This is a genomic window from Nocardia carnea, from assembly GCF_029868855.1.
Lineage (GTDB): Bacteria > Actinomycetota > Actinomycetes > Mycobacteriales > Mycobacteriaceae > Nocardia > Nocardia carnea_A.
In genome coordinates, this window is record NZ_JARWOV010000314.1 from 27,834 (window position 1) to 48,797 (window position 20,964).

General features: G+C 66.9%; 18 protein-coding genes. 14 read left to right on the forward strand and 4 right to left on the reverse strand.

Annotation, left to right across the window (positions count from 1 at the left end; translation table 11 throughout):
- Positions 1 to 54 precede the first annotated feature (54 nt).
- The 6 genes from QH195_RS32525 to QH195_RS32550 all read left to right on the forward strand — a co-directional run bounded on the left by QH195_RS32525 (position 55) and on the right by QH195_RS32550 (position 9,930).
- The gene (locus tag QH195_RS32525) at positions 55 to 3,750 is read left to right on the forward strand and encodes a nitrate reductase subunit alpha (protein ID WP_280438210.1); all 3,696 of its coding nucleotides are present in this window, start codon (positions 55 to 57) and stop codon (positions 3,748 to 3,750) included.
- Entirely contained in the window at positions 3,750 to 5,420 is a 1,671-nt protein-coding gene (gene narH / locus QH195_RS32530) for a nitrate reductase subunit beta (protein ID WP_280438211.1), read from the forward strand. Before QH195_RS32525 ends, narH begins: the two co-directional genes overlap by 1 nt.
- Positions 5,417 to 6,100, forward strand: coding sequence for a nitrate reductase molybdenum cofactor assembly chaperone (gene narJ, locus QH195_RS32535; RefSeq protein WP_280438212.1), 684 nt, complete (start codon positions 5,417 to 5,419; stop codon positions 6,098 to 6,100). The genes narH and narJ overlap by 4 nt, the downstream gene beginning before the upstream one ends.
- Before the next feature lie 54 nt (positions 6,101 to 6,154).
- Positions 6,155 to 6,919 (forward strand): respiratory nitrate reductase subunit gamma, encoded by a 765-nt coding sequence (gene narI, locus QH195_RS32540; RefSeq protein ID WP_280438213.1) that lies wholly within the window; start codon positions 6,155 to 6,157, stop codon positions 6,917 to 6,919.
- A 202-nt stretch (positions 6,920 to 7,121) separates the two neighbouring features.
- The gene (locus QH195_RS32545) at positions 7,122 to 8,048 is read left to right on the forward strand and encodes an EamA family transporter (RefSeq protein ID WP_280438214.1); all 927 of its coding nucleotides are present in this window, start codon (positions 7,122 to 7,124) and stop codon (positions 8,046 to 8,048) included.
- A gap of 715 nt (positions 8,049 to 8,763) precedes the next feature.
- Positions 8,764 to 9,930, forward strand: coding sequence for a thiolase family protein (locus QH195_RS32550; RefSeq protein WP_280438215.1), 1,167 nt, complete (start codon positions 8,764 to 8,766; stop codon positions 9,928 to 9,930).
- Between the two features lie 115 nt (positions 9,931 to 10,045).
- On the opposite strand, the gene QH195_RS32555 is transcribed toward QH195_RS32550, so the two are convergent.
- Together QH195_RS32555 and QH195_RS32560 are read right to left on the reverse strand one after the other, a co-directional pair.
- Positions 10,046 to 10,552 (reverse strand): C40 family peptidase, encoded by a 507-nt coding sequence (locus tag QH195_RS32555; RefSeq protein WP_280421701.1) that lies wholly within the window; start codon positions 10,550 to 10,552, stop codon positions 10,046 to 10,048.
- A gap of 286 nt (positions 10,553 to 10,838) precedes the next feature.
- Positions 10,839 to 11,420: a helix-turn-helix domain-containing protein gene (locus tag QH195_RS32560; RefSeq protein ID WP_033244170.1), complete on the reverse strand. Its 582-nt coding sequence runs from the start codon at positions 11,418 to 11,420 to the stop codon at positions 10,839 to 10,841.
- 91 nt (positions 11,421 to 11,511) lie between these two features.
- Here QH195_RS32560 and QH195_RS32565 point away from each other — a divergent pair, with 91 nt between their 5' ends.
- From QH195_RS32565 to QH195_RS32595, 7 genes are all read left to right on the forward strand, one after another.
- Positions 11,512 to 12,123, forward strand: a complete 612-nt coding sequence (locus tag QH195_RS32565; RefSeq protein ID WP_280438216.1) for a class I SAM-dependent methyltransferase — start codon at positions 11,512 to 11,514, stop codon at positions 12,121 to 12,123.
- 143 nt (positions 12,124 to 12,266) lie between these two features.
- On the forward strand, positions 12,267 to 14,759 hold the full coding sequence (locus QH195_RS32570) for a CocE/NonD family hydrolase (RefSeq protein WP_348536820.1): 2,493 nt from the start codon (positions 12,267 to 12,269) through the stop codon (positions 14,757 to 14,759).
- Between the two features lie 375 nt (positions 14,760 to 15,134).
- Positions 15,135 to 16,139, forward strand: a complete 1,005-nt coding sequence (locus QH195_RS32575; protein ID WP_280421699.1) for an adenylate/guanylate cyclase domain-containing protein — start codon at positions 15,135 to 15,137, stop codon at positions 16,137 to 16,139.
- A 135-nt stretch (positions 16,140 to 16,274) separates the two neighbouring features.
- Positions 16,275 to 16,562 (forward strand): DUF1330 domain-containing protein, encoded by a 288-nt coding sequence (locus QH195_RS32580; protein WP_280421698.1) that lies wholly within the window; start codon positions 16,275 to 16,277, stop codon positions 16,560 to 16,562.
- A 138-nt stretch (positions 16,563 to 16,700) separates the two neighbouring features.
- Positions 16,701 to 17,636, forward strand: a complete 936-nt coding sequence (locus QH195_RS32585; RefSeq protein WP_280438217.1) for an aldose 1-epimerase family protein — start codon at positions 16,701 to 16,703, stop codon at positions 17,634 to 17,636.
- Positions 17,637 to 17,869: 233 nt separating this feature from the next.
- Positions 17,870 to 18,409, forward strand: a complete 540-nt coding sequence (locus tag QH195_RS32590) for a hypothetical protein (protein WP_280438218.1) — start codon at positions 17,870 to 17,872, stop codon at positions 18,407 to 18,409.
- A 78-nt stretch (positions 18,410 to 18,487) separates the two neighbouring features.
- Positions 18,488 to 18,775 (forward strand): hypothetical protein, encoded by a 288-nt coding sequence (locus QH195_RS32595; RefSeq protein ID WP_280421695.1) that lies wholly within the window; start codon positions 18,488 to 18,490, stop codon positions 18,773 to 18,775.
- Positions 18,776 to 18,806: 31 nt separating this feature from the next.
- Here QH195_RS32595 and QH195_RS32600 read toward each other — a convergent pair whose 3' ends face one another.
- Positions 18,807 to 19,466 (reverse strand): class I SAM-dependent methyltransferase, encoded by a 660-nt coding sequence (locus tag QH195_RS32600; protein ID WP_280438219.1) that lies wholly within the window; start codon positions 19,464 to 19,466, stop codon positions 18,807 to 18,809.
- Positions 19,467 to 19,525: 59 nt separating this feature from the next.
- On the opposite strand from QH195_RS32600, the gene QH195_RS32605 reads away from it, so the two are divergent.
- The gene (locus tag QH195_RS32605) at positions 19,526 to 19,969 is read left to right on the forward strand and encodes a MerR family transcriptional regulator (protein ID WP_280438220.1); all 444 of its coding nucleotides are present in this window, start codon (positions 19,526 to 19,528) and stop codon (positions 19,967 to 19,969) included.
- A 318-nt stretch (positions 19,970 to 20,287) separates the two neighbouring features.
- Here the strand turns inward: QH195_RS32605 and QH195_RS32610 are convergent, their stop codons facing one another.
- Complete coding sequence (locus tag QH195_RS32610) at positions 20,288 to 20,932, reverse strand: DUF4097 family beta strand repeat-containing protein (RefSeq protein ID WP_280438221.1); 645 nt, start codon at positions 20,930 to 20,932, stop codon at positions 20,288 to 20,290.
- Positions 20,933 to 20,964: the final 32 nt, after the last annotated feature.

Sequence of the window (20,964 nt, forward strand, 5' to 3'; positions counted from 1 at the left end):
GCGATACCGCCACGGCATTCGCGAACAGCACGCACCTGTTTCGAAGGAGTGCCGATGACCCGGGGTCGCCGCGGCTCCGGCGGGGCGCGCCTCGACGGCGAACTCACCGACGCGCTGGTGGGCACTCGGCGGTTCTTCACCCGCGCCGAGGTCTCCCCGGACCGGCGGTCGATGTACGAGTCCGGCGGGCGGCAGGCGGACGAGTTCTATCGCGACCGCTGGAGTCACGACAAAGTGGTGCGGTCGACGCACGGGGTGAACTGCACGGGGTCGTGTTCCTGGAAGATCTACGTCAAGGACGGGATCATCACCTGGGAAACGCAGCAGACCGATTATCCGTCGGTGGGCCCGGACAAACCGGAATACGAACCGCGTGGTTGCCCACGTGGCGCGGCGTTCTCCTGGTACACCTATTCGCCGACCCGCGTGCGGTATCCGTATATCCGCGGGGTCCTGCTGGAGATGTACCGGGCGGCGAAGAACACCATCGGTGATCCGGTGCGGGCCTGGGCAGCGATCGTGGAGGATCCGGAATCTGCCCGCCGCTACAAGGCCGCGCGCGGCAAAGGTGGCCTGGTCCGCGCGACCTGGGACGAGGCGACCGAGATGATCGCCGCCGCACATATCCACACCATCGAGCGGTACGGCCCGGACCGTATCGCGGGCTTCTCGCCGATCCCGGCGATGTCGATGGTTTCGCATGCTTCGGGGGCACGGTTCGTTTCGCTGATCGGCGGGGCGATGCTGTCGTTCTACGACTGGTATGCCGACCTGCCGGTCGCGTCGCCGCAGATGTTCGGCGATCAGACCGATGTTCCGGAGTCGGGGGACTGGTGGGACGCCGGCTATCTGATCATGTGGGGGTCGAATCTGCCGGTGACCCGCACCCCGGATGCCCACTGGATGGCCGAGGCCCGGTACCGGGGCCAGAAGGTCGTCGCGGTATCGCCGGATTACGCGGACAACGTGAAATTCGCCGACGAATGGCTGGCCCCGCATCCCGGCACCGACGGCGCCCTGGCGATGGCGATGGGGCATGTGGTGCTGCGGGAATACTTCGTCGAGCGGGAAGTGCCCTACTTCGCCAGTTATATCCGGCAGTTCACGGATCTGCCGTTCCTGGTGCGGCTGGAGGAGGGCGACAGCGGTTATCTACCGGGAAAGTTCCTGACCGCTGCCGATCTCGACGAATACCTCGGAACCGAGAACGCGGCATTCAAAACAGTCGTCCTCGATGCCGAGGGCACGCCGGTGGTGCCGAACGGATCCCTCGGTTATCGCTTCGGTGAAACCGGGGCCGGCCGCTGGAATCTGGATCTCGAAGGGGTCCGGCCGCAGGTCACTCTGCTGGGTGACCACGCGGTCACCGTATTGATGCCGCGCTTCGACACCGCGGGCGGCGAAGGCGCGACCGTGCAGCGTGGAGTCCCGGTGCGCCGGGTGAACGGGCATCTGGTCACCACGGTTTTCGATCTGCTGCTGGCGCAGTACGGGGTGCACCGCGACGGCCTGCCGGGCCTGTGGCCGGTCGACTACGACGACCCCGCCCAGCCCTACACCCCGGCCTGGCAGGAGTCGATCACCGGGGTTCCGGCGGCCGCGGTGCTGCGGATCGCGCGCGAATTCGCCACCAATGCCGAGGAGAGCCACGGCCGTTCGATGATCGTGATGGGCGCCGGTACCAACCACTGGTTCCATTCCGACACCATCTACCGGGCCTTTCTCACACTGACCACGATCACCGGCTGCCAGGGCGTCAACGGTGGCGGATGGGCGCACTACGTGGGTCAGGAGAAATGCCGGCCGGTGACCGGGTGGACCCAGCTGGCGTCGGCGCTGGACTGGTCGCGCCCGCCGCGGCAGATGATCCAGACCGCCTACTGGTACCTGCATTCCGACCAGTTCCGTTACGACTGGTTCGGTGCCGACACCCTCTCGGCCGCGCACGGCGGCGGTCGCCTGGCCGATATGACCACCGCAGATGTGATCGCGCAGGCGGCCCGCCTGGGCTGGATGCCCTCCTATCCGACCTTCGATCGCAATCCGCTCGACCTGGTCGACGCAGCCGAGGCCGACGGCGGATCGCTGGCCGGTTATGTGGTTTCCGAACTGCGGGCCGGGCGGATGCGGTTCGCTTGCGAGGATCCGGACGCGCCGGAGAACTTCCCGCGCGTGCTGAGCGTGTGGCGGGCGAATCTGCTCGGGTCGTCGGCGAAAGGCAACGAATACTTCCTGGAACATCTGCTCGGCACCGAATCCTCGCTACGCGCCTCGCCCACCCCGGCCGGCGCCCGGCCCCGTGATGTGGTGTGGCGGCCCGAAGCGCCGCGCGGCAAACTCGATCTGCTGCTCACCCTGGATTTCCGGATGACCAGTACCACCCTGTTCTCCGATATCGTGCTGCCCGCCGCCACCTGGTATGAGAAGCACGACCTCAACACCACCGATATGCACCCGTTCGTGCATTCGTTCAACCCGGCCATCGCGCCGCCCTGGCAGACCCGCAGCGACTGGGATGCCTTCCAGGCGATCGCCGAGAAGTTCAGCGAGCTGGCGGGACCGCGGCTGGGGGTCCGCAAGGATGTGGTGGCGGTGCCCCTGCTGCACGACACCCCCGACGAACTCGCGACTCCGCACGGCCGGGTCGCGGATTGGAAGTACGGCGAGGCCGAACCGGTCCCCGGTGTGACCATGCCGAAACTCGTTGTTGTCGAACGTGATTACGGTGCTGTCGGCGCCAAGATGCGTGCCCTGGGGCCGCTCGCGGAGAAGCTCGGGGCCACCACCAAGGGTGTCACCTTCGACCTCGCCCCGGAAGTCGACTATCTACGGCACAAGAACGGCATGATCCGCGGCGGCCCCGCCGACGGCCGGCCGTCGCTGCGGCGCGGGATCCAGGCCGCCGAGGCGATTCTGGCGTTGTCGGGCACCACCAACGGCCGCCTGGCCACCGAGGGCTTCCGCTCCTTGGAACAGCGCACCGGTGTGCGGCTGGCCGATCTGGCCGCCGAACACGAGGGCAAACGCATCACCTTCGCCGATACCCAGGCCGCGCCGGTACCGGTGATCACCTCGCCGGAATGGTCGGGATCAGAGTCCGGCGGCCGCCGGTATTCACCGTTCACCATCAATGTCGAACGCCGTAAACCGTGGCATACGCTCACCGGCCGCCAGCATTTCTATCTCGACCACGACTGGATGTCCGAACTGGGCGAGGGACTGCCCGTCTATCGTCCCCCGTTGAACATGGCGGCACTGTTCGGTGAACCGGGTATCGGCTCGGTGGGCGAGCTCGGCGTCACCGTCCGCTACCTCACACCGCACAGCAAATGGTCCATCCACTCCGAATACCAGGACAACCTGTTCATGCTGAGCCTGTCCCGGGGCGGTCCGACGATCTGGATGTCGCCGCAGGACGCGGCGAAGATCGAGGTCGCGGACAACGAATGGGTCGAGGCGGTCAACCGTAACGGCGTGGTGGTGGCGCGGGCCGTGGTCTCGCATCGGATGCCGGCCGGCACGGTGTACATGTATCACGCCCAGGACCGGCTGATCGACGTCCCGATCAGCGAAACCTCCGGGCAGCGCGGCGGTATCCACAACTCCCTCACCCGCCTGTTGATAAAACCCAGCCACCTCATCGGCGGCTACGCCCAGCTCAGCTTCGCGTTCAACTATCTCGGTCCCACCGGAAATCAACGCGACGAGGTGACGGTGATCCGTCGTCGCGGACAGGAGGTGAGTTACTGATGCGGGTCATGGCGCAGATGGCGATGGTGATGAATCTCGACAAATGTATCGGCTGCCATACCTGTTCGGTGACCTGTAAGCAGGCGTGGACCAACCGGTCCGGTGTCGAATACGTCTGGTTCAACAATGTGGAAACCCGCCCCGGGCAGGGATATCCGCGCACTTATGAGGACCAGGAGAAATGGCGGGGTGGCTGGGAGCTGAACCGTCGCGGAAACCTGAAGCTCAAAGGGGGCGGCCGTTGGCGGAAATTGTTCACCATCTTCAGCAATCCGATCCTGCCCGAACTCGGCGACTACTACGAACCCTGGACCTACGACTACGAGAACCTCACCACCGCCCCCGCCCAGCGGCACACCCCGGTGGCCCGGCCGAAATCGCTGATCACCGGTAAGGATACGAAAATCGAATGGTCGGCGAACTGGGACGACGACCTCGGTGGTGCCACCGAATACGGTGACCGCGACCCGCTGCTGGGCAAACTCGCCGAAAAGGTCCGGTTCGAATTCGAGCAGACCTTCATGTTCTACCTGCCCCGGATCTGCGAGCACTGCCTGAACCCGTCGTGCGCGGCGTCATGCCCCTCCGGTGCCATCTACAAGCGCAGCGAGGACGGCATCGTCCTGGTCGATCAGGACCGCTGCCGCGGCTGGCGGATGTGTGTCTCCGGCTGCCCCTACAAGAAGGTGTACTTCAACCACCGCACCGGAAAAGCCGAGAAATGCACCTTCTGCTTTCCGCGGATCGAGGTGGGGCTGCCCACCGTCTGCGCGGAGACCTGCGTGGGCCGGTTGCGCTATATCGGCCTGGTGCTCTACGACGCGGACAAGGTGCTCGACGCCGCCGCCACTCCCGACGAACAGGGTCTCTACCAGGCGCAACGGGATGTGTTCCTGGACCCGGCGGATCCGGAGGTCCGGCGGGAAGCCGAACGCGCCGGAATACCCTACGACTGGGTGGAAGCCGCGGACAGGTCACCGATCTACGCGCTCATCAACACCTACAAGGTCGCGTTGCCGCTACATCCGGAATACCGGACCCTGCCGATGGTCTGGTACATCCCCCCGCTGTCGCCGGTGGTCGATATCGTCCGCGATACCGGTCACGACGCGGAGGACTACGGCAACCTCTTCGCGGCCATCGAGGCATTGCGTATCCCGGTCGACTATCTCGCCCAATTGTTCACCGCCGGCGATCCCGCCCCGGTCACCGATGTCCTGCGCCGGCTGGCCGCAATGCGCAGTTATATGCGGGATATCAATTTCGGCCGGGAGCCTCGGGAGCGGATAGCCGAGGCGGTGGGGATGACCGGTGAACAGATCTACGATATGTTCCGCCTGCTCGCGCTGGCCAAATACGATGAGCGCTACGTCATCCCGCCCGCTCACGCCGAGCAGGCACACGGTTTGGAAGAACTCGCCACCGAATGCAGCCTCGATTACGAAGGCGGACCGGGAATGACCGCGTCGGGGCCGTTCGGGGAAAGCTCCGGCGGGGCCGCACCGATCGCCGTCGAGAACTTCCATATGCTGCGCAACCGGCAGACCGCCGACGCAACGACCACGGTGCGCGGGCACGGCCGGGTGAATCTGCTCAACTGGGACGGTAAAGCGCCCGACGGCCTGTTCCCGCCCGCCGAGGGCAATCCGTCCGGATCGGAGCGGCCGTGACGAAAACCGTGAAGATCGACCCGGCCCGCAGGTCGGCTGCCTGGCAGGCGCAATCCCTGCTGGTCGGCTACCCGGACGAAACGCTGCACCGCAACCTGGACCTGCTCGGCGCGGTAGCCGCCACGCTGCCGCAACCGGTCGGCGATCCACTCGCCCGGTTCCTCGCCCATGTGCAGCGCAGCTCCATGTTCGAACTGGCCGCCGACTATGTCGCGACCTTCGACCACCGCAAACGCTTCAGCCCCTACCTCACCTACTTCGCCTACGGCGACACCCGTAAACGCGGGGTGGCGCTGCTGCGTTTCAAACAGGCATATCAAGCCGCCGGGCTCCGGTTGAGCGAGGAAGAACTACCCGACCATCTGTCCGTGGTCCTGGAGTTCGCCGGCTCCGGTCACGCCGAAACCGGGTTGCGATTGCTCACCGAACATCGCGCCGGCCTGGAACTGATGCGACGCGGACTCCACGAAACCGGTTCGCCGTGGGCCGATGTGCTCGATTCGGTGATCGCGACGCTTCCCGCCCTGGCCGGTCGTGAAGAAGATGCCCTCACCCGCCTCATCGCCGAAGGGCCCCCGGAAGAATCCGTCGGTCTAGCACCGTTCACCCCACCCCAATACCTCCCCGACCCGACCGTCCCGCAAAGGCGTCGCACCGATGTCGCTCACCAATCCGGATAGTCGCCCCGAACGCTGCCACGCCGCCGGCGAAGCCGAACCCACGGAGGTGCGTTGATGACTACGACATTTCACGCCGCGGCGGGCGAACAGCTCACCACGATCGACATCCTCCTCTGGGTAGCCCTGCCCTACGCCTCCATCGCCATATTCCTGGTCGGCCACTACTGGCGTTACCGCTACGACAAGTTCGGCTGGACCACCCGCTCCTCTCAGCTGTACGAGAACCGTCTGCTCCGTCTCGGCAGCCCGCTGTTCCATTTCGGGATCCTGCTGGTGATCATCGGCCATATCGTCGGACTGCTGATCCCCGAAGGCTGGACCGAAGCCGTCGGTATCAGTGAACCCGTCTACCACGCGCTGTCCGTCGGCCTCGGCGTCCTCGCCGGCGCCGCCACCCTGATCGGCGCCGCCATCCTCATCTACCGCCGCCGTACCACGGGTCCGGTGTTCTCCGCGACCACCCGCAACGACAAGATCATGTATGTCCTGCTGATCGGCACCCTCGTCCTCGGCTTCGGCACCACGGTGATCGGTAATGCCACCGGAAACCCGCACGACTACCGTCACACGGTTTCTCCCTGGTTCCGCTCCGTGCTCTCCTTCCGCCCCGACACCGATCTCATCCTCGCCGCCCCCATCGGCTTCCAACTCCACGTGATAGCCGCATGGGTCCTGTTCGCCTTCTGGCCGTTCACCCGGCTGGTCCATGTGTTCTCGATGCCCATCGGCTATCTGACCAGGCCTTATATCGTCTACCGGAGTCGCGATGTGGAACTGGGGTCCCGGCGCGAGCGGCGGGGGTGGGAGCGGGTTCAGTAGGGCTGCTCGACGTCGACCCCGCAGCTTCCGACGGTCATTCCCTACTTGCTGCCGAAGACGAGACGAATTCGGCACTCACACTCGATGCCGGGACTTTCGGGCGTTCGCGCCATCGACCCTCCGAGCTTCTCCCGGACGTAAACCGGCGACTTCTGCCGGATATCGATTGGCGAGCGGTCGATCGCTCGGCGAAGCTGCAGGTATGGCCGGGGCAGAGAAGGTGGTGCGAGTACCCGACCGTGCGCGGGCGACCGAGCTGAGCCTGCTCTCCTGGGTGTTGTTCGCGAGTTCCGGTCCGCTGGCCGCGGCGGTGATGGTGGCGGGCTGGTCGCCGGCGGCGGTGACTTCGGTGCGGATCGGATCGGCTGCCGTACTGCTGGTTCTGGTGGTGGCGGTATGGCGGCCGCGGGCGCTGCGGTTCGGCCGCGGTGATCTCTGGCTTCTGCTCGGCTACGGGCTGCTCGGTGTCGCCGGGGTGCAACTGTTGTTCTTCGTAGCGGTGGCCCGGGTTCCGGTGGGCATTGCGATGGTGCTGGTCAACCTGGCGCCGGCGCTGGTCGCGTTGTGGGTACGGGTCGTGCGCGGGACCCGGCTCCCCGGGCCGGTGTGGGTGGGTCTCGGGCTGGCGCTCGCGGGTTTGGTCCTGATCGCGCAGGTTCGGCACGGTGCCCGGCTGGATCCGGTGGGTGTCGCGGCGGGCTTGGGCGCGGCGGCGTGCTCGGCCGGGTTCTTCCTGCTCGGTGAGCACGGCGCGAGCAGGCACGACCCCTTCGGGATGACCGCGATCGGGTTGGTGATCGGCGCGGCGGTGATGGTCGCGGTCGCGCCGCCGTGGACGCTGCCATTCGAGCTGCTGAGCATGCCCGCTGTGCTGGGTAGTGTGGACGCCCCCGTCTGGGTGGTGCTGCTGGTGCTGGCCGTGGCGGGCACTGTGCTGCCGTACCTGGCCGGATTGCGGGCACTACGGGACCTGCCCGCGCCCCTGGCCGGTGTGCTGGCCATGGTGGAACCGCTCGTCGCCGCCGCGCTGGCGTGGCTGTTGCTCGGGCAAGCGCTGCTACCGGCGCAGCTGGCCGGGGCGGCGATACTGCTCATCGGCGCGGTACTGGTGCAACGTGCGATGCCCTAGAACCCGTCTCGGCCGCCGAACGAGCCGGGAGAACACGCTCAACCGCCTCGAGCGGACCGCGAGCGCCCACCAGCACACTGCGGTCGGAATTCCGGCGGCCCGGATCACGGCCGGATGCTCGTGGAAGTCACGAGCTCGGTTGACCGCCGAACGACAGCCAAGTGCACGAGCCGGCGCTACCGCAACCGTGTGCGGGTGGGGTGGGCTGTGGACCGGCTCTCCGCGACGAGATCGGCCTCGCGGAGCCGGCCGCAAACCTCGGTTTCGCGGACCAAGCATCTGTCCCGGACTGTGCGTGAGCAGCTCGGACACACCCCGACGGCGCTCCGGCGGCTACTGTCCGTCCAGTCATCCTTCAGCAAGCTCAGCGAGACCTGCGTGAGCTGGCGCGCAGGGGGATCCTGGAGCCGATGGGTCGCACGCGCGCACGTATCTACGTCACCGGTCCGCGATTTCCGGAGGCTGTGCTCGAGATTGCCCGAACGCCGACATCCTTGACCGACCCGTATGTGGATTGAGCTGTTCGGCGGCCGGTCTCGCTACGCTCTGCCTCCACTGGTGCACTCGCGGATTCGGCCGCGCACTCGCGTCGCGAGGAGCTGGCACGGACCTGGTGCGTGCTACCGATTCTGGCCAACGAATGCGAATCCGTGTTAACTTAATTTCGAACGGTCACTGACTTGAGCGACCGTGCCGAGCAGGTCAGGAGGGACCCATGCAGTCCGCGGTCATCGTCGATGTGGTTCGCACGCCGTCCGGGAAAGGCAAGGTGGGCGGGGGTTTGTCGGGGGTACACCCGGCGGCCCTGCTGGCCGGGGTGCTCGAGGAACTGATCCGGCGCAACGACCTGGACCCGGCGCTGGTCGACGATGTGGTGGGTGGGTGCGTCACCCAGAGTGGTGAGCAGGCGTTCAATATTTCGCGGACCGCCGTGCTCGCGGCGGGATTCCCCGAATCGGTGCCGGCGACCACTGTGGACCGGCAGTGCGGATCCAGCCAGCAGGCGGCGCATTTCGCGGCACAAGGCGTGCTGTCGGGTGCCTACGATATCGCCATCGCCTGTGGTGTGGAGTCGATGAGCCGGGTGCCCATGTTCTCGAACGCGCAGGGGCAGGACGCCAACCGCGGGCCGATCGCACACCGGTACCCGGACGGATTGGTGCAGCAGGGGATCGCGGCCGAGATCCTGGCCGCGCGCTGGAAATTCGATCGCGCGACCCTCGACGCATTCGCGGCGCGTTCGCACCGGCTGGCAGCCGAGACCGCGGCGGCGGGTGGATTCGACCGGGAACTGGTGGCCGCCGGCGAGCTCACCGCGGACGAAACCATCCGGGCCGGGTCCACCCCGGAGAAACTGGCGGGACTGAAGCCGGCGTTCGCCGACGAGCGGTACACGCGGCGGTTCCCGGAGATCGACTGGTCGATCACCCCGGGTAACTCCTCACCGCTCACCGACGGCGCGTCGGCGGCGCTGATCATGAGCGAGCAGATGGCAGCGAAGCTGGGGCTGACCCCGCGGGCCCGTTTCCATTCGTTCGCGGTGCTCGGCGACGATCCGCTGCTCATGCTGACCGCGCCCGTTCCGGCGTCGAAGAAAGTACTGGACCGGGCCGGTCTGAAAATCGACGATATCGACACCTACGAGGTGAACGAGGCATTTGCCCCGGTACCGCTGGTGTGGCAGCACGAACTGAAGGCCGACCCGGAGAAGCTGAATCCGCGTGGCGGGGCGATTGCGCTGGGGCATCCGCTGGGCGCCTCGGGTGTGCGGATCCTGGCCACCATGGTCAACCATCTCGAGCAGACCGGCGGCCGCTACGGGTTGCAGACCATGTGTGAAGCGGGCGGGCTGGCGAACGCCACCATCATCGAACGGCTCTGATACCGGACGGACCGCCTCTCCGGTATATGCCCGGAGGGGCGGTCCATCGGTGCGTCGTGGGCCCGTGCTGTGGTTCGGGCTTGCCGCCGAAGAGGGGCCACGGCGCGGCCGCGGGTCAGTAGCGGCGTGCTCCGACCACGGGCGAATAAGACATGGGTGAGATTTCGACCGTGCTGGTCGCGGCGTGGATCACCTGGCCGTCACCGGCGTAGAGGGCGGAATGACCACCCCCGCTGTAGGAGATCACATCACCTACACGTAGCTGGTCGAGCGGGACCGGTGTGCCGGCGGACAGCTGGGACCAGCTGGTGCGGGGGACGTCCACGCCCGCCTGCTGGTATGCCCATTTCACCAGTCCGGAGCAGTCGAAGGTGTTGGGTCCGGTGCCACCCGAGACGTACGGGGCGCCGAGCTTGCTGCGCGCCGCCTGGACCGCGAGGTCTCCCGGGGCGGGCTCGTATCGCGGGGCGGGGGGCGGGGTCGCGATGCCGGGGATTCCGGCCGGTAGCGGAACGTGATCGGGAACTTCGAAAACACCGAGACCGGGCACTGTGACCGGCCGGGCTTCGGCTGGGGCGGCGGTGCAGAGAACAGAACCTGCCGCCGCGGCGAGAACGGCCATGACGGCCATCCGTTTTCGGACTAGCGGTACTGACTCCATAATTGCGGTCCTCCGTGCTCAGGTCGAGAGCCGGTGGATCACAAAAGCTTTCACCGCCGATAACGCGGCGAGGAATTCACCGACTACTCGAACAGCGTTGGAAATACACCACAGCTATATGTCGGTCCTGCAAACCCGGGAAGTCATGTTTCGCTGTCCGTCGCGCAGACTTCGGAAACGACACGGACAAGTTGGCTAACGGAACGATAACGGTTCGTATTCGTCCAGCGTAGGAGGTGTATCGGAATTACGACGGGCGATACCGCGCCTTGATGTGGAACCGTTCGCCCTGTGGTCCGAACAGGCTCAGGTATTCGACGGGGTGCTCGTCGGCATTGCCGAACCAGTGGGGGAGGTGGGTGTCGAATTCGGCGACCTCACCGGGCGTGAGCACCATATCCCGGTCGCCGAGGATCAGGCGCATCTTTCCGTTGAGGACGTAGAGCCAGTGATAACCCTCATGGGTGTGCAGATCGGGTTCGGCCCAGGAGCGGCCGGACAGGATCTGCTTGTAGGCCTGCAGGCCGCCGGGTTTACGGGTGAGTGGAATCAGGGTCTGTCCGTGCCGGGTGATCGGGCGGATATTGACCCGGGGGTCGCCGGTTTCCGGTGCGGCGACCAGTTCGTCCAGTGGGACGCGATGGGCCTTGGCCAGGGGTAGCAGCAGTTCGAGGCTGGGTTTGCGCTGGCCCGATTCCAGTCGCGACAGGGTGCTCACCGGTATGCCGGTGAGCTCGGACAGTGCGGCCAGCGTGGTGCCGTTACGTCGCCGCAGCTCACGCAGCCGCGGACCGATCGCATCGATGACATCGCCGAACTCCGGATCCATACCTCTATTGCAGTTATGGCAAATAAATTTGTCAAGACGCCACTGTCTCCGGATGCTGGACGACAAGCCCCGAAGAGATCAGGAGATACGGATGGACCAGCAGTTCTGGGATGATATGTACAGCGAGACCGGGCAGAGATTCAGCGGACTGCCGAACGACGCCCTGGTCGCGGAGGTCACCGGAATGGCGCCCGGTCAGGCGCTCGATCTCGGCTGTGGTGAAGGTGCGGACGCCTACTGGCTGGCCGAGCGCGGCTGGCAGGTCACGGCGGTGGATATTTCGGAGGTGGCGATCGAACGCGCGTCGGCCGGGCATCCGGAGATCTCGTGGCGGCAGGCCGACATCACCGTGACGCCACTGCCCGCCCGATCGTTCGATCTGGTGTCGGCGCACTACTTCCCGATCGCGCACGAACCCGACCACGCCACCGTGCGCGGCCTGCTGGAGTCGGTCGCACCGGGTGGCACGTTCTTGTTCGTCGCCCACGATCCGGCGGAATTCCCCGCTGCGGGAGAGCATCCGCACGAGCAGGAAGAACAGCAGCACCGGTTCGATCCCTACGCCTACTACCTACCCGCCGATATCGTCGGCTTGCTCGACGGCCAGTGGACGGTGCAGGTGGACGAACGACGCGACCGTAACCGTCCCGCGGCCGGCCATCAGATGAAAGATCTCGTCCTGCGGTTGCGCCGCGCGGACTGAATGCCTGGGCGGCCTGCGCCGGAGTTCCGCCGCCGCCACCTGTATCCGGACCCGCGCGTCGATACACGCTGCGACGAGAGCTGATTGCTATCGTCGGCGGCAACTGTGCGCGGAAACCGGAACCATGAGGTGGAGGGTTGTTCATGCGGCTGTACCGGATCCACGGGTTCGCGGCCGCAGCGGCGATCTCCGTCGTCGCCCTCGCCGTGATCCTGGTGATAGCGCAGGCCGCCCGGCACCCGGTCAGCCGGGATACCACGCCGGCCGCCTCCCCGGCCGAACTCGCGCAGCAGTGGACCGGCACCCACGACGGCCCGCAGCCCTACCCCGAGGTGCACATCGACAAGGATGTCCACATCACCATGAGCGACGGTGTGGTGCTGAAAGCCGATGTGTACCGCCCCGCCCACGCGGGTGACCGGGTGGAGACCGAACCGCGGCCCACCATCGTCACGATGACGCCGTACTCGAAAATGATGTCGGCCCTGATCGATTCGGCGATGAACAACCCCGAAGCGCAGCGGTTCACCATGGACCTGGTGCGCCGGATCAACCTGTCCGGCACCCCGATCAGCGGTTTCGAGGATCTGCTGCACGCCCTCGACGGCGGTACCGTCGCCACGGTGCTCGGGCTCGACAGGAAACTGGTGCACGCCGGATACACCGTGGTCTCGGTGGATGTGCGCGGTACCGGACAGTCGCAGGGACTGTGGGACACCCTCGGTGCGCGCGAACAACTCGACACCCGTGAGGTGATCGAATGGTCGGCGGCGCAACCGTGGTCGAACGGGCGGGTCGCGATGAGCGGCGGTTCGTATTCGGGCATCAATCAGTTGCGTGCCGCCGAGAACGCCCCGAAACCGTTACAGGCCATCTTTCCGGTGGAACCCGGCAGCGATCTCATGCGCGATGTGGTGGCGCCCGGCGGCGGTGTGGGGGTGACCTTCCTGCCGCTGTGGCTCAACCAGGTGAACCAGGCCAAACTCATGCCGGATGTGCAGTCGATGCTGAACGGCACCTTCGACTGGCAGTGGCTCGCCGACCGGCTGGCCGACCCCGCGACCAATTACGATCTGCTCGCCCAGGCGCTGCTCACTCCGTCGCTGAACAAAATGCCCCCCACGCTGGCGGCGGCGCTGGACGAGAACAGCCCGTTCCGGCAGGGCATCCTGGGCGATCCGTCGAAGATCACCGTTCCCACCTTCGTCTACGGCGGCTGGCACGATATTTTCGCAAACAGCGCCACCGCCCTCTACAACGACATCCCGCTGCAGCCCGGCCACAAACAACTCGTCGTCGGCGACACCTATCACGCCAATCCGGGCGCCGGGACGGGGCGGCCCGGCGCTCCGCCGCGGTTGGATGTCCTGCAACGAGCGTGGTTCGACCACTGGCTCCAGGACATCGACAACGGCATCGTCGACTACGGGCCCGTGATCGTCTGGGAACAGGGTGGCGGCTGGGTTTTCCTCGAACAGTTCCCGCAGCCCGGAATGGCGCATCGGCGGGTGTATCTGTCGGGCACACCCAGCGGCACCGGTACCGAGAGCGTGCACGACGGATCGCTGATCGGACAGCCGGGGGACAAGGCGCAGCTCACCGTGGCGCCGGGGATAACCACATTCTGCTCGCGGGATATGGCACAGGGTTCGGCCGGGATCGGTGCGGCGTTCGATGCGTGCGCCAAGGATTCCCGGATCGCCGAACGCGGTGCGCTCACCTTCACCAGCGCCGAGGTCACCGAACGGACCGTGATCTCGGGTCCGATCAACGTGCATCTCAACACCGTGCACGACGCCGCGGACGGCTACTGGAGCGTCACGGTGAACGATGTCTCGCCCGACGGCACCTCGACCGTGCTGAGTACCGGCCAGCTCACCGCCTCGCTGCGCGCGATCGACGAAGCCCGCAGCACCCGCTCACCCAACGGCGACCTGACCGCCCCGTTCAATCCGATCACACTGGACAGTGTGCAGCCGGTGCCGCCGGGTGAGCCGGTCGCGCTGGATATCGGGGTGATCCCGACCCAGGCCGTGCTCGAACCCGGCCACCGCCTCCGCCTCGACGTATTCGCCGCCAACGCCCCCAAAGCCCTGGCGTTCCGGCCGATGCTCAACGACACCGAACTCAAACCCCAGCATCTCGCGCTGGATCCGGCCGCCCCGAGCTTCGTCAACCTCCCGACCGACCGCCCGCTGCCCGACGCTTCGGGCCGGCCGTCCGCCGTTCCACGACCCGCGGTGGTCCCGGCCTTGCCCGCCGCGCCGAGTACGTCCACCGCCCCGCCCGGGCAGGCGACGCCCACCACACGCCCGGAACAGGCACCGGAGTCGGCCGGAGCGCCGGTTTCGCCCACCGCTCCTACCGGCCCTGTACTTCCGGCACCGACCACCGGCCACACCGAACCCGGCGGTGTCCCACGGCAGCCGGCGGCCCCGTCGGTGGAAACTTCCGAGTCCACCGGAGTTCCGCGCGCCGAGACTCCGCAACCCCAGCAGCCGGCGGTACGGAACTCCCCGCCACCCGTGCCCGCCGGACCGGGACCGCAGTCGACGCAACCCGCTCTCTCACCGACCCGGTCGCCCGCGCCGATCCCGGAATACACCTCACCGCGGTCCGCGACATCGCAGCCATAGCGTCTGCCCGGTATTTCATCGCGCACCGCGCCCGGCCGGAACCGCGATCGGCTGTGACCGCATCGCCTCGGACCACTCGGTCTGGATGTTGTAGACCAGCACCTCGACCCACCTGCCGGTGATCAGGTCACGGCCACGGCCGCCGGGGCGGGGGCGGGGTTCCCTGTCAGCGGCCTGATCGTTCCCGCCGACCCTCGATTCGCGGCGACCGTCGTGGACACCTAAGCCGAACTGCGCGGCGCCGCCCGCTGTATCCGGCCAGGGCGCACTCCCGAATCGCCGGCCGGCAGACTGCGCCGCGGGGCATGACGCAGATCACCGGTCGATATGCCCGGTTTGCCCGCGTGGACGCCGGTGCGTCGTAATGTGGCGCGCATGGGGTCGCAGGAGAGGTCCGAACTGGTTCGGTCGGCGGCGGAGACGAGCCTGCTCGCCGGTAGTCGGCGGTACAACCGCCTGGAGGTGGCGGAAAAGGCCGGGGTGACGCCCGAGCTGGCGCGCCGGCTGTGGGTATCGCTGGGTTTCCCGGCCAGCGAGGACGACAACGCACCGGATTACACCGATTCCGATATCGCGGCCATCCACCGGTTCCGCGAGGTCGAGGTGCTGTCCGCTGCCGGATCCCGGCAGCAGGCCGCGACCGCCCGCACGATCGGGCAGGCCATGGCGCGACTGGCCGAATGGCAGGTCGATCTGGTGCTCGAGGAAATCGATCGGCGGGTCGCGGCGGCCGGGCCCGGCGCCGATCCCGACGCGATCACCCGCAATGCCACCGCGGAAACGGTGGAACTCATGGAGAGCCTGCTGTCCTACGCCTGGCGGCGCCATCTCGACGCGGCACTCATCCGGCATCTGGAGGAGACCGGGCCGACTCAGGATTCCACCCGGACGCTGGCCGTCGGGTTCGCCGATATGGTCGGCTACACCCGCCTCACCCGGCATCTGCATCCCGACGAGCTCTCCACCTTGCTGGAGGCGTTCGAATCCACCACCACCGCCGCGATCACCGAGAACGGGGGCTGGGTGATCAAGAATGTCGGCGACGAAGTGATGTTCGCGGCCGAATCCCCGCTGGCCGCTGCCCGGATCGCCGTGGCCATTCAAGAATCCACCATGACCGTCGGTACCACCCCGGAATTGCGGGTGGCCATCGCATACGGTCCGGTGCTGCAGCGTTTCGGCGACCTGTACGGGTCGGTGGTGAATATCGCCGCCCGCCTCACCGGTGTCGCCCGCCCGGGCACGATCCTGGTCGACGACGGCGCGGCGGTGGAACTGGAAGGGGAGAAGGAGTTCACCATCCGGCATCTGCGCAGTGTCCGAGTCCGCGGTTTCAACCGGCTGCGCCCGCATCTGCTGCGCCGTAACGGTAAATCCTGACCTGCTGAGCCAGGTGGGAGAGTGTAACGACCGGTTTCACCATATGGGATTCCCTCAATCGGAAATCCCGTTTTGAGTATGGTCGTCGGGGAGTCGAGAGTGTCCGGCTCTCGTGTGTGAGTGAGGAGTTCCGGGATGGCCAAGGGCTATGTCATCGTGACCGAGTCGATCAAGGATCCGGCGGGTATGGCCGAATACGGTAAGGCGGCCGCAAAGGCGATGGCCAACGGTGTGAAAGTCCTGGCGGTCGATACGAAACCGCAGGTCCTGGAGGGGGAGTGGCCCGCCACCCAGACCGTGGTGCTGGAGTTCGAATCCCCGGAGGCCGCGCGCGCGTGGTACGAATCCGCGGAATACCAGGCCGCGATCCCGCTGCGGCAGGCGGCGGCGGACTGCAATGCCGTGATCGTCAACGGTCTGTAACCCCGACGAGTGGTCCGGGCCGGCCGATAACATCGGCGCCCGGGCCGATCCCGGATGCAGGCCGATATCTCGGCCGAAGTGCCGAACTCACCCGTGCGAACGCGGCTGTCCGGTGGGGCCGGAATCTACGCTGGTGGTGTGACGGTATCCGACCTCAGTCCGACCGGCCGTTCGCTTGTGCTGACAGCCGGTGGTGTCCGCGCCGAGATCGGTACGGTGGCGGCCGTGCTGCGCGGTCTCACCGTCGACGGTATCGCGGTGACCGAACAGCTTCCCGCCGGGTCCGCCCCGCCGATGGCCGCCGGTATCGTGCTGGCGCCGTGGCCCAATCGCGTCCGCGATGCGGTCTGGATGCTCGACGGGCGGCCCCAGCAACTCGATATCACCGAAGTCGCGCGCTCGAACGCGATCCACGGACTGCTGCGTAACACCGATTACGAAGTACGCGCGCAGAGACCGGATTCGGCGACCCTCGGTGCGCTGATACCGCCACAGCACGGCTGGCCGTTCCTGCTGGATACCTGGGTGCGCTACGAACTACGCGCCGACGGGCTGACGGTGACCCACGGGGTGGTCAATCATTCGGGCCGGCCGGCGCCGTACGCGGTGGGCGCGCATCCGTATTTCCGGGTCGGCGCGGTGCCGGTCGAGGAATTGGAACTCACCGTGGCGGCGGCCACCTACTACGAGGTCGACGCGCGGATGAATCCGGTCGCGCAGCATCCTGTCGACGGCACCCCATACGATCTGCGGGCCGGGGTCACGCTGGCGAACCTGACGCTGGACACACCCTTCGGTGGCGTGGATCCGGGTGTCGCCGCCCGGCTCACCGCACCGGACGGGACACGGGTGGAGCTTCTCCTCGACGACGACTGGCGCTATCTCCAGGTGTTCACCGCGAAGGAGTTTCCGCGACCGGCCGGTCCCGGGCTCGCGGTCGCGCTGGAACCCATGACCGCGGCTCCGGACGCGCTCAATTCCGGAGACGGTCTACGCCGCCTCGAACCGGGGGAGGCATGGGAGGGGCGCTGGACGGTGCGCTGTGTACCCGGCGGCGGCACGCGTTCCCCCTGACGCCGAAGCCGGCCACGATTTTCCAACGAGCAACCAATTGTTTGTGGAAAGCATTGTCGCAACGTGAAATTCGATTATCGATAGTCACCGAACAGTCCTCTCGGTCGCGCAGAACTGGCTAACCTGTATCCGGCAATCTGCCAGGGGAGCCGGCGAGTGGGTCGCCGGCTGCGGAGTATGTCCGGGGGGCTGAGTTCTCAGCGGTTTCGCCCGGGGGACGAAAGGGGACCGGGGTGAGCGACGCCGATGAATTGGGGCCGTTCCCGAGCAGCCGGATCATATCGACGGTATTCACCCGCGCGGCCGAATTCGATCGGTCCGCGGCCGCGGAAGTCGGCTGCGGAATGCTCGAATCGCTGGCGGGTCTCGTGGTGGCGCATCGCAGGATGGCCGCGGCGCGACCGGTGTGGGACGAAATCGTGCTGCCCTGGGGACGGTCGCCGGGTCCTCCGGAGAACGGCTCCGCCGCCGACCCTTTCGCCTGCGCCTGCGACGAAGTGCAGCGCCATATGCTGTCGATCGACCTCGAGGCCCGCCGGATCCTCGGGCCGCCACGCCCCGATTCGGTGCCGCATCACGAGGGACTCGGCGCGGTATTCGGCCGGATGGCGCATCTCTACACAGTCAGTTTCGACCGCTTCGTCCTGGACGGCCCCGAGGGGGCGAACCGGCGGCGGCTCGTCGGTGAATACGTCGCCTACGAGACCCTCGCGCACGATCTGGTCACCGGGCGAAAATGCCTACCTGCCTTGTCCGATCGCCCGGCCTCCTGAACACCGGCCCGGGACCGGACGGCTCTATCCTCGACAGTAGCGGGTTCGAACGAATCCGCGAGCAGGCAGGGGAACGGAATGGATGTCGAGGGCGCCCGTCGGTTCGCGGGCGCAATATGGCGGCGCCCGGATCTGTCCGGGCCGGAACGGCTGGCCGCCGTCAAAGCGGACGCGCACGCCCGCGGTAAGGAGCCCTTCGATCTGGACCGGCTGGAAGCGTTGTGCGATACCAGCCATGAGGGTCGGATGGATCCGGTGCAGTGGCGGTGGCGGCGGTTCGAGCTGGTGTACTACAGCCATCCCGAAATGATGACGATCGAAGACCTGGCCGCCCATGTGATGCTCTCCCAGGGCTGGATCGGCTGACCCCCGGCGCTCCGCGAGAAGCGCCGGTCGATCAGTACCGCTCGCCGTCGCGCGAATCCTGCCGCGCCGCATCGGCCGGCGATTTGATCGCCAGCACCTGAACCGTGGTGCTCGGGCCGTGATGGTATTTCCCCTCGGTGATCTCGCGATCCACTTCCCGGCAGTGTTCCAGCCGCAGGCCGGCCAGATCGCGGCGGAGTTCGGCCGGAGTCGGGAGCGCGTCCGCGACCGGTGGTCCGCCGACACCGGGCCGGTCCAGGTGGCGCGGGGTATAGGCCTCGAGGACGAAAACGCCGCCCGATCGCAGGGCTCGCGCACAGGCCGCGTGCAGCGCCGGGCGGGCCGCCGAGGGCATATGGGCCCAGATCGAGATGATTCCGGACCAGCGTGCCTCGCCGAAGTCGAAGGTGGTGAGGTCGGCGACGACGGTATCTATGGTGACCCCGTTCCGGGCCGCCAGTTTCCGGGCGTTCGCCAGGCCCACATCGGACAGGTCCACCGCCGTGACCGAATGGCCTCGGCTCGCCAGGTATACGGCGTTGCGGCCCTCGCCTTCGGCCAGGCACAGCACGGGCCCGGCAGGAATTCGTTCGGCAACTTCCCGCAGGTAGTCGTTGGGTTCGGTGCCGTACGACGCGAACGGTTCGGTGTAGCGCTCGTTCCACAGTTCGGCCGGTGTCCGGATTTCCATCTGTCACTCCTCATGGTGATGTCTTGACGACACGAACCACTCTGCAAGTTAATGTGAACATGAAGTCAAGCCAGTCCGAGGACCCGAACGGTGCGATCTATTCGATCGGTGAGATCGCCGGATACTTCGATCTCGCGCCGCATGTACTCCGGCACTGGGAATCCGTGGGCCTGCTCACCCCTGCCACCCGGGTCGGCGGCCGGCGCCGCTACACCCCGGCGCATCTCGCTCGGGTCGCGATGATCCTGCGCAGCAAGGAGATCGGCTTGAGCCTGGCACAGATCCGCGACCTGCTCGACGCCTGTGACGGCCGCGGCCGCCGCCGGATCCTGCAATCCCAGCTGGACGCGCTCGACGAGCAGATCGAACGGATCCAGACCTCGAAGCAGCTGATCGCCCACGTGCTGACCTGCCGGTACGAAGACTTCACCGAATGCCCCCGCTTCCAGGAAGAGGTCGTCGCGGCCGTCGCCGGTGTCGCGGCGCATCGCACCGAGACCTAGCCGTGCGCCGGCACCGCGCGCGGTATGCGCACCGATGCCCGGAGCGGCCGAAGGTTCAGTCGCGGTTGCCGAACCGTCTATTCGTAGGGGCCGTCGTGACCACCGGCAGCGTCGGCGCACTGCTGGAGGGATCTGGCAATCGTCCGGTGGCGCGACGATCCATCACCAATACTCGGGCGCGGGTTCCGTTGCCGGGTGGCCGCGGAGACTGATCGCGGCCGCGCACTTGCCGGGCCGGGACAGTAAACGGCTCCGGTCGACCTGGGGGGAGGTCGATCGGAGCCGTTTCGCCGGTGCACGTCGGGTGCACGGTGCCGATCAGGCGGGCACGGCGTGCCGGATGGCGATATTCCCGTAGGAGTTCCGGGCGTACACCCGTACGACTTCCGCTTCGGACTGCGGGCGACCGACCGGCCCCATCCGGTTGTGCACGCTGCCCTGCAGGGCATTGACCTCCAGCTGTACCGCACTGCCGGAGCTGATGCCGATCTCCAGTTCGCCCATGGACGTTTCCAGCCGCAGTTCGCCGCGGATGGCTTCGCCGATACGGATATCGCCCTTGGCGACCTTCGCGGTCACCGAATCCACGGCGCGCTCGACGGAGATATCGCCGGCGGCAATGTCGAGGTCGCACCGGCCGAGTTCGCCGGTCGTCGCGATCCGGCCGACTCCGGCGGTGCTCGTCAGCCGGGAACCGGTGGGCACCTCGATGGTCACCGAGATGGTCGGATTGCCGCCGAACGGGGTGTGGGTACGCCAGTCCTTCGGGGTTGTCACGGTCAGGACGTCGCCGGTGAAATCGACCCGGGTCTGCTCGGCGGCGCGGATATCGCCTTTCTTGGATTCGTCTGCCGGCCGGATATCGACGACGGTGTCGGTGCGGTCGGCGGCATGCACGGTGACATCGGCGGACAGCACCTCGACGGCTACGGCGATCGGGCCCGGGGTCTGGAAGGTAGGCATTGCGGTTCTCCTCTGGATGAATGTGGTGTTCG

Coding starts and splice junctions, on each gene's coding strand:
- narI (WP_280438213.1), top strand. CDS start 6,155: ATGACTACGACATTTCACGCCGCGGCGGGCGAACAGCTCACCACGATC.
- narH (WP_280438211.1), top strand. CDS start 3,750: ATGCGGGTCATGGCGCAGATGGCGATGGTGATGAATCTCGACAAATGT.
- QH195_RS32580 (WP_280421698.1), top strand. CDS start 16,275: ATGGCCAAGGGCTATGTCATCGTGACCGAGTCGATCAAGGATCCGGCG.
- QH195_RS32605 (WP_280438220.1), top strand. CDS start 19,526: ATGAAGTCAAGCCAGTCCGAGGACCCGAACGGTGCGATCTATTCGATC.
- QH195_RS32595 (WP_280421695.1), top strand. CDS start 18,488: ATGGATGTCGAGGGCGCCCGTCGGTTCGCGGGCGCAATATGGCGGCGC.
- QH195_RS32555 (WP_280421701.1), bottom strand. CDS start 10,552: ATGGCCGTTCTCGCCGCGGCGGCAGGTTCTGTTCTCTGCACCGCCGCC.
- QH195_RS32560 (WP_033244170.1), bottom strand. CDS start 11,420: ATGGATCCGGAGTTCGGCGATGTCATCGATGCGATCGGTCCGCGGCTG.
- QH195_RS32545 (WP_280438214.1), top strand. CDS start 7,122: ATGGCCGGGGCAGAGAAGGTGGTGCGAGTACCCGACCGTGCGCGGGCG.
- QH195_RS32565 (WP_280438216.1), top strand. CDS start 11,512: ATGGACCAGCAGTTCTGGGATGATATGTACAGCGAGACCGGGCAGAGA.
- QH195_RS32570 (WP_348536820.1), top strand. CDS start 12,267: ATGCGGCTGTACCGGATCCACGGGTTCGCGGCCGCAGCGGCGATCTCC.
- QH195_RS32575 (WP_280421699.1), top strand. CDS start 15,135: ATGGGGTCGCAGGAGAGGTCCGAACTGGTTCGGTCGGCGGCGGAGACG.
- QH195_RS32550 (WP_280438215.1), top strand. CDS start 8,764: ATGCAGTCCGCGGTCATCGTCGATGTGGTTCGCACGCCGTCCGGGAAA.
- QH195_RS32600 (WP_280438219.1), bottom strand. CDS start 19,466: ATGGAAATCCGGACACCGGCCGAACTGTGGAACGAGCGCTACACCGAA.
- QH195_RS32525 (WP_280438210.1), top strand. CDS start 55: ATGACCCGGGGTCGCCGCGGCTCCGGCGGGGCGCGCCTCGACGGCGAA.
- QH195_RS32610 (WP_280438221.1), bottom strand. CDS start 20,932: ATGCCTACCTTCCAGACCCCGGGCCCGATCGCCGTAGCCGTCGAGGTG.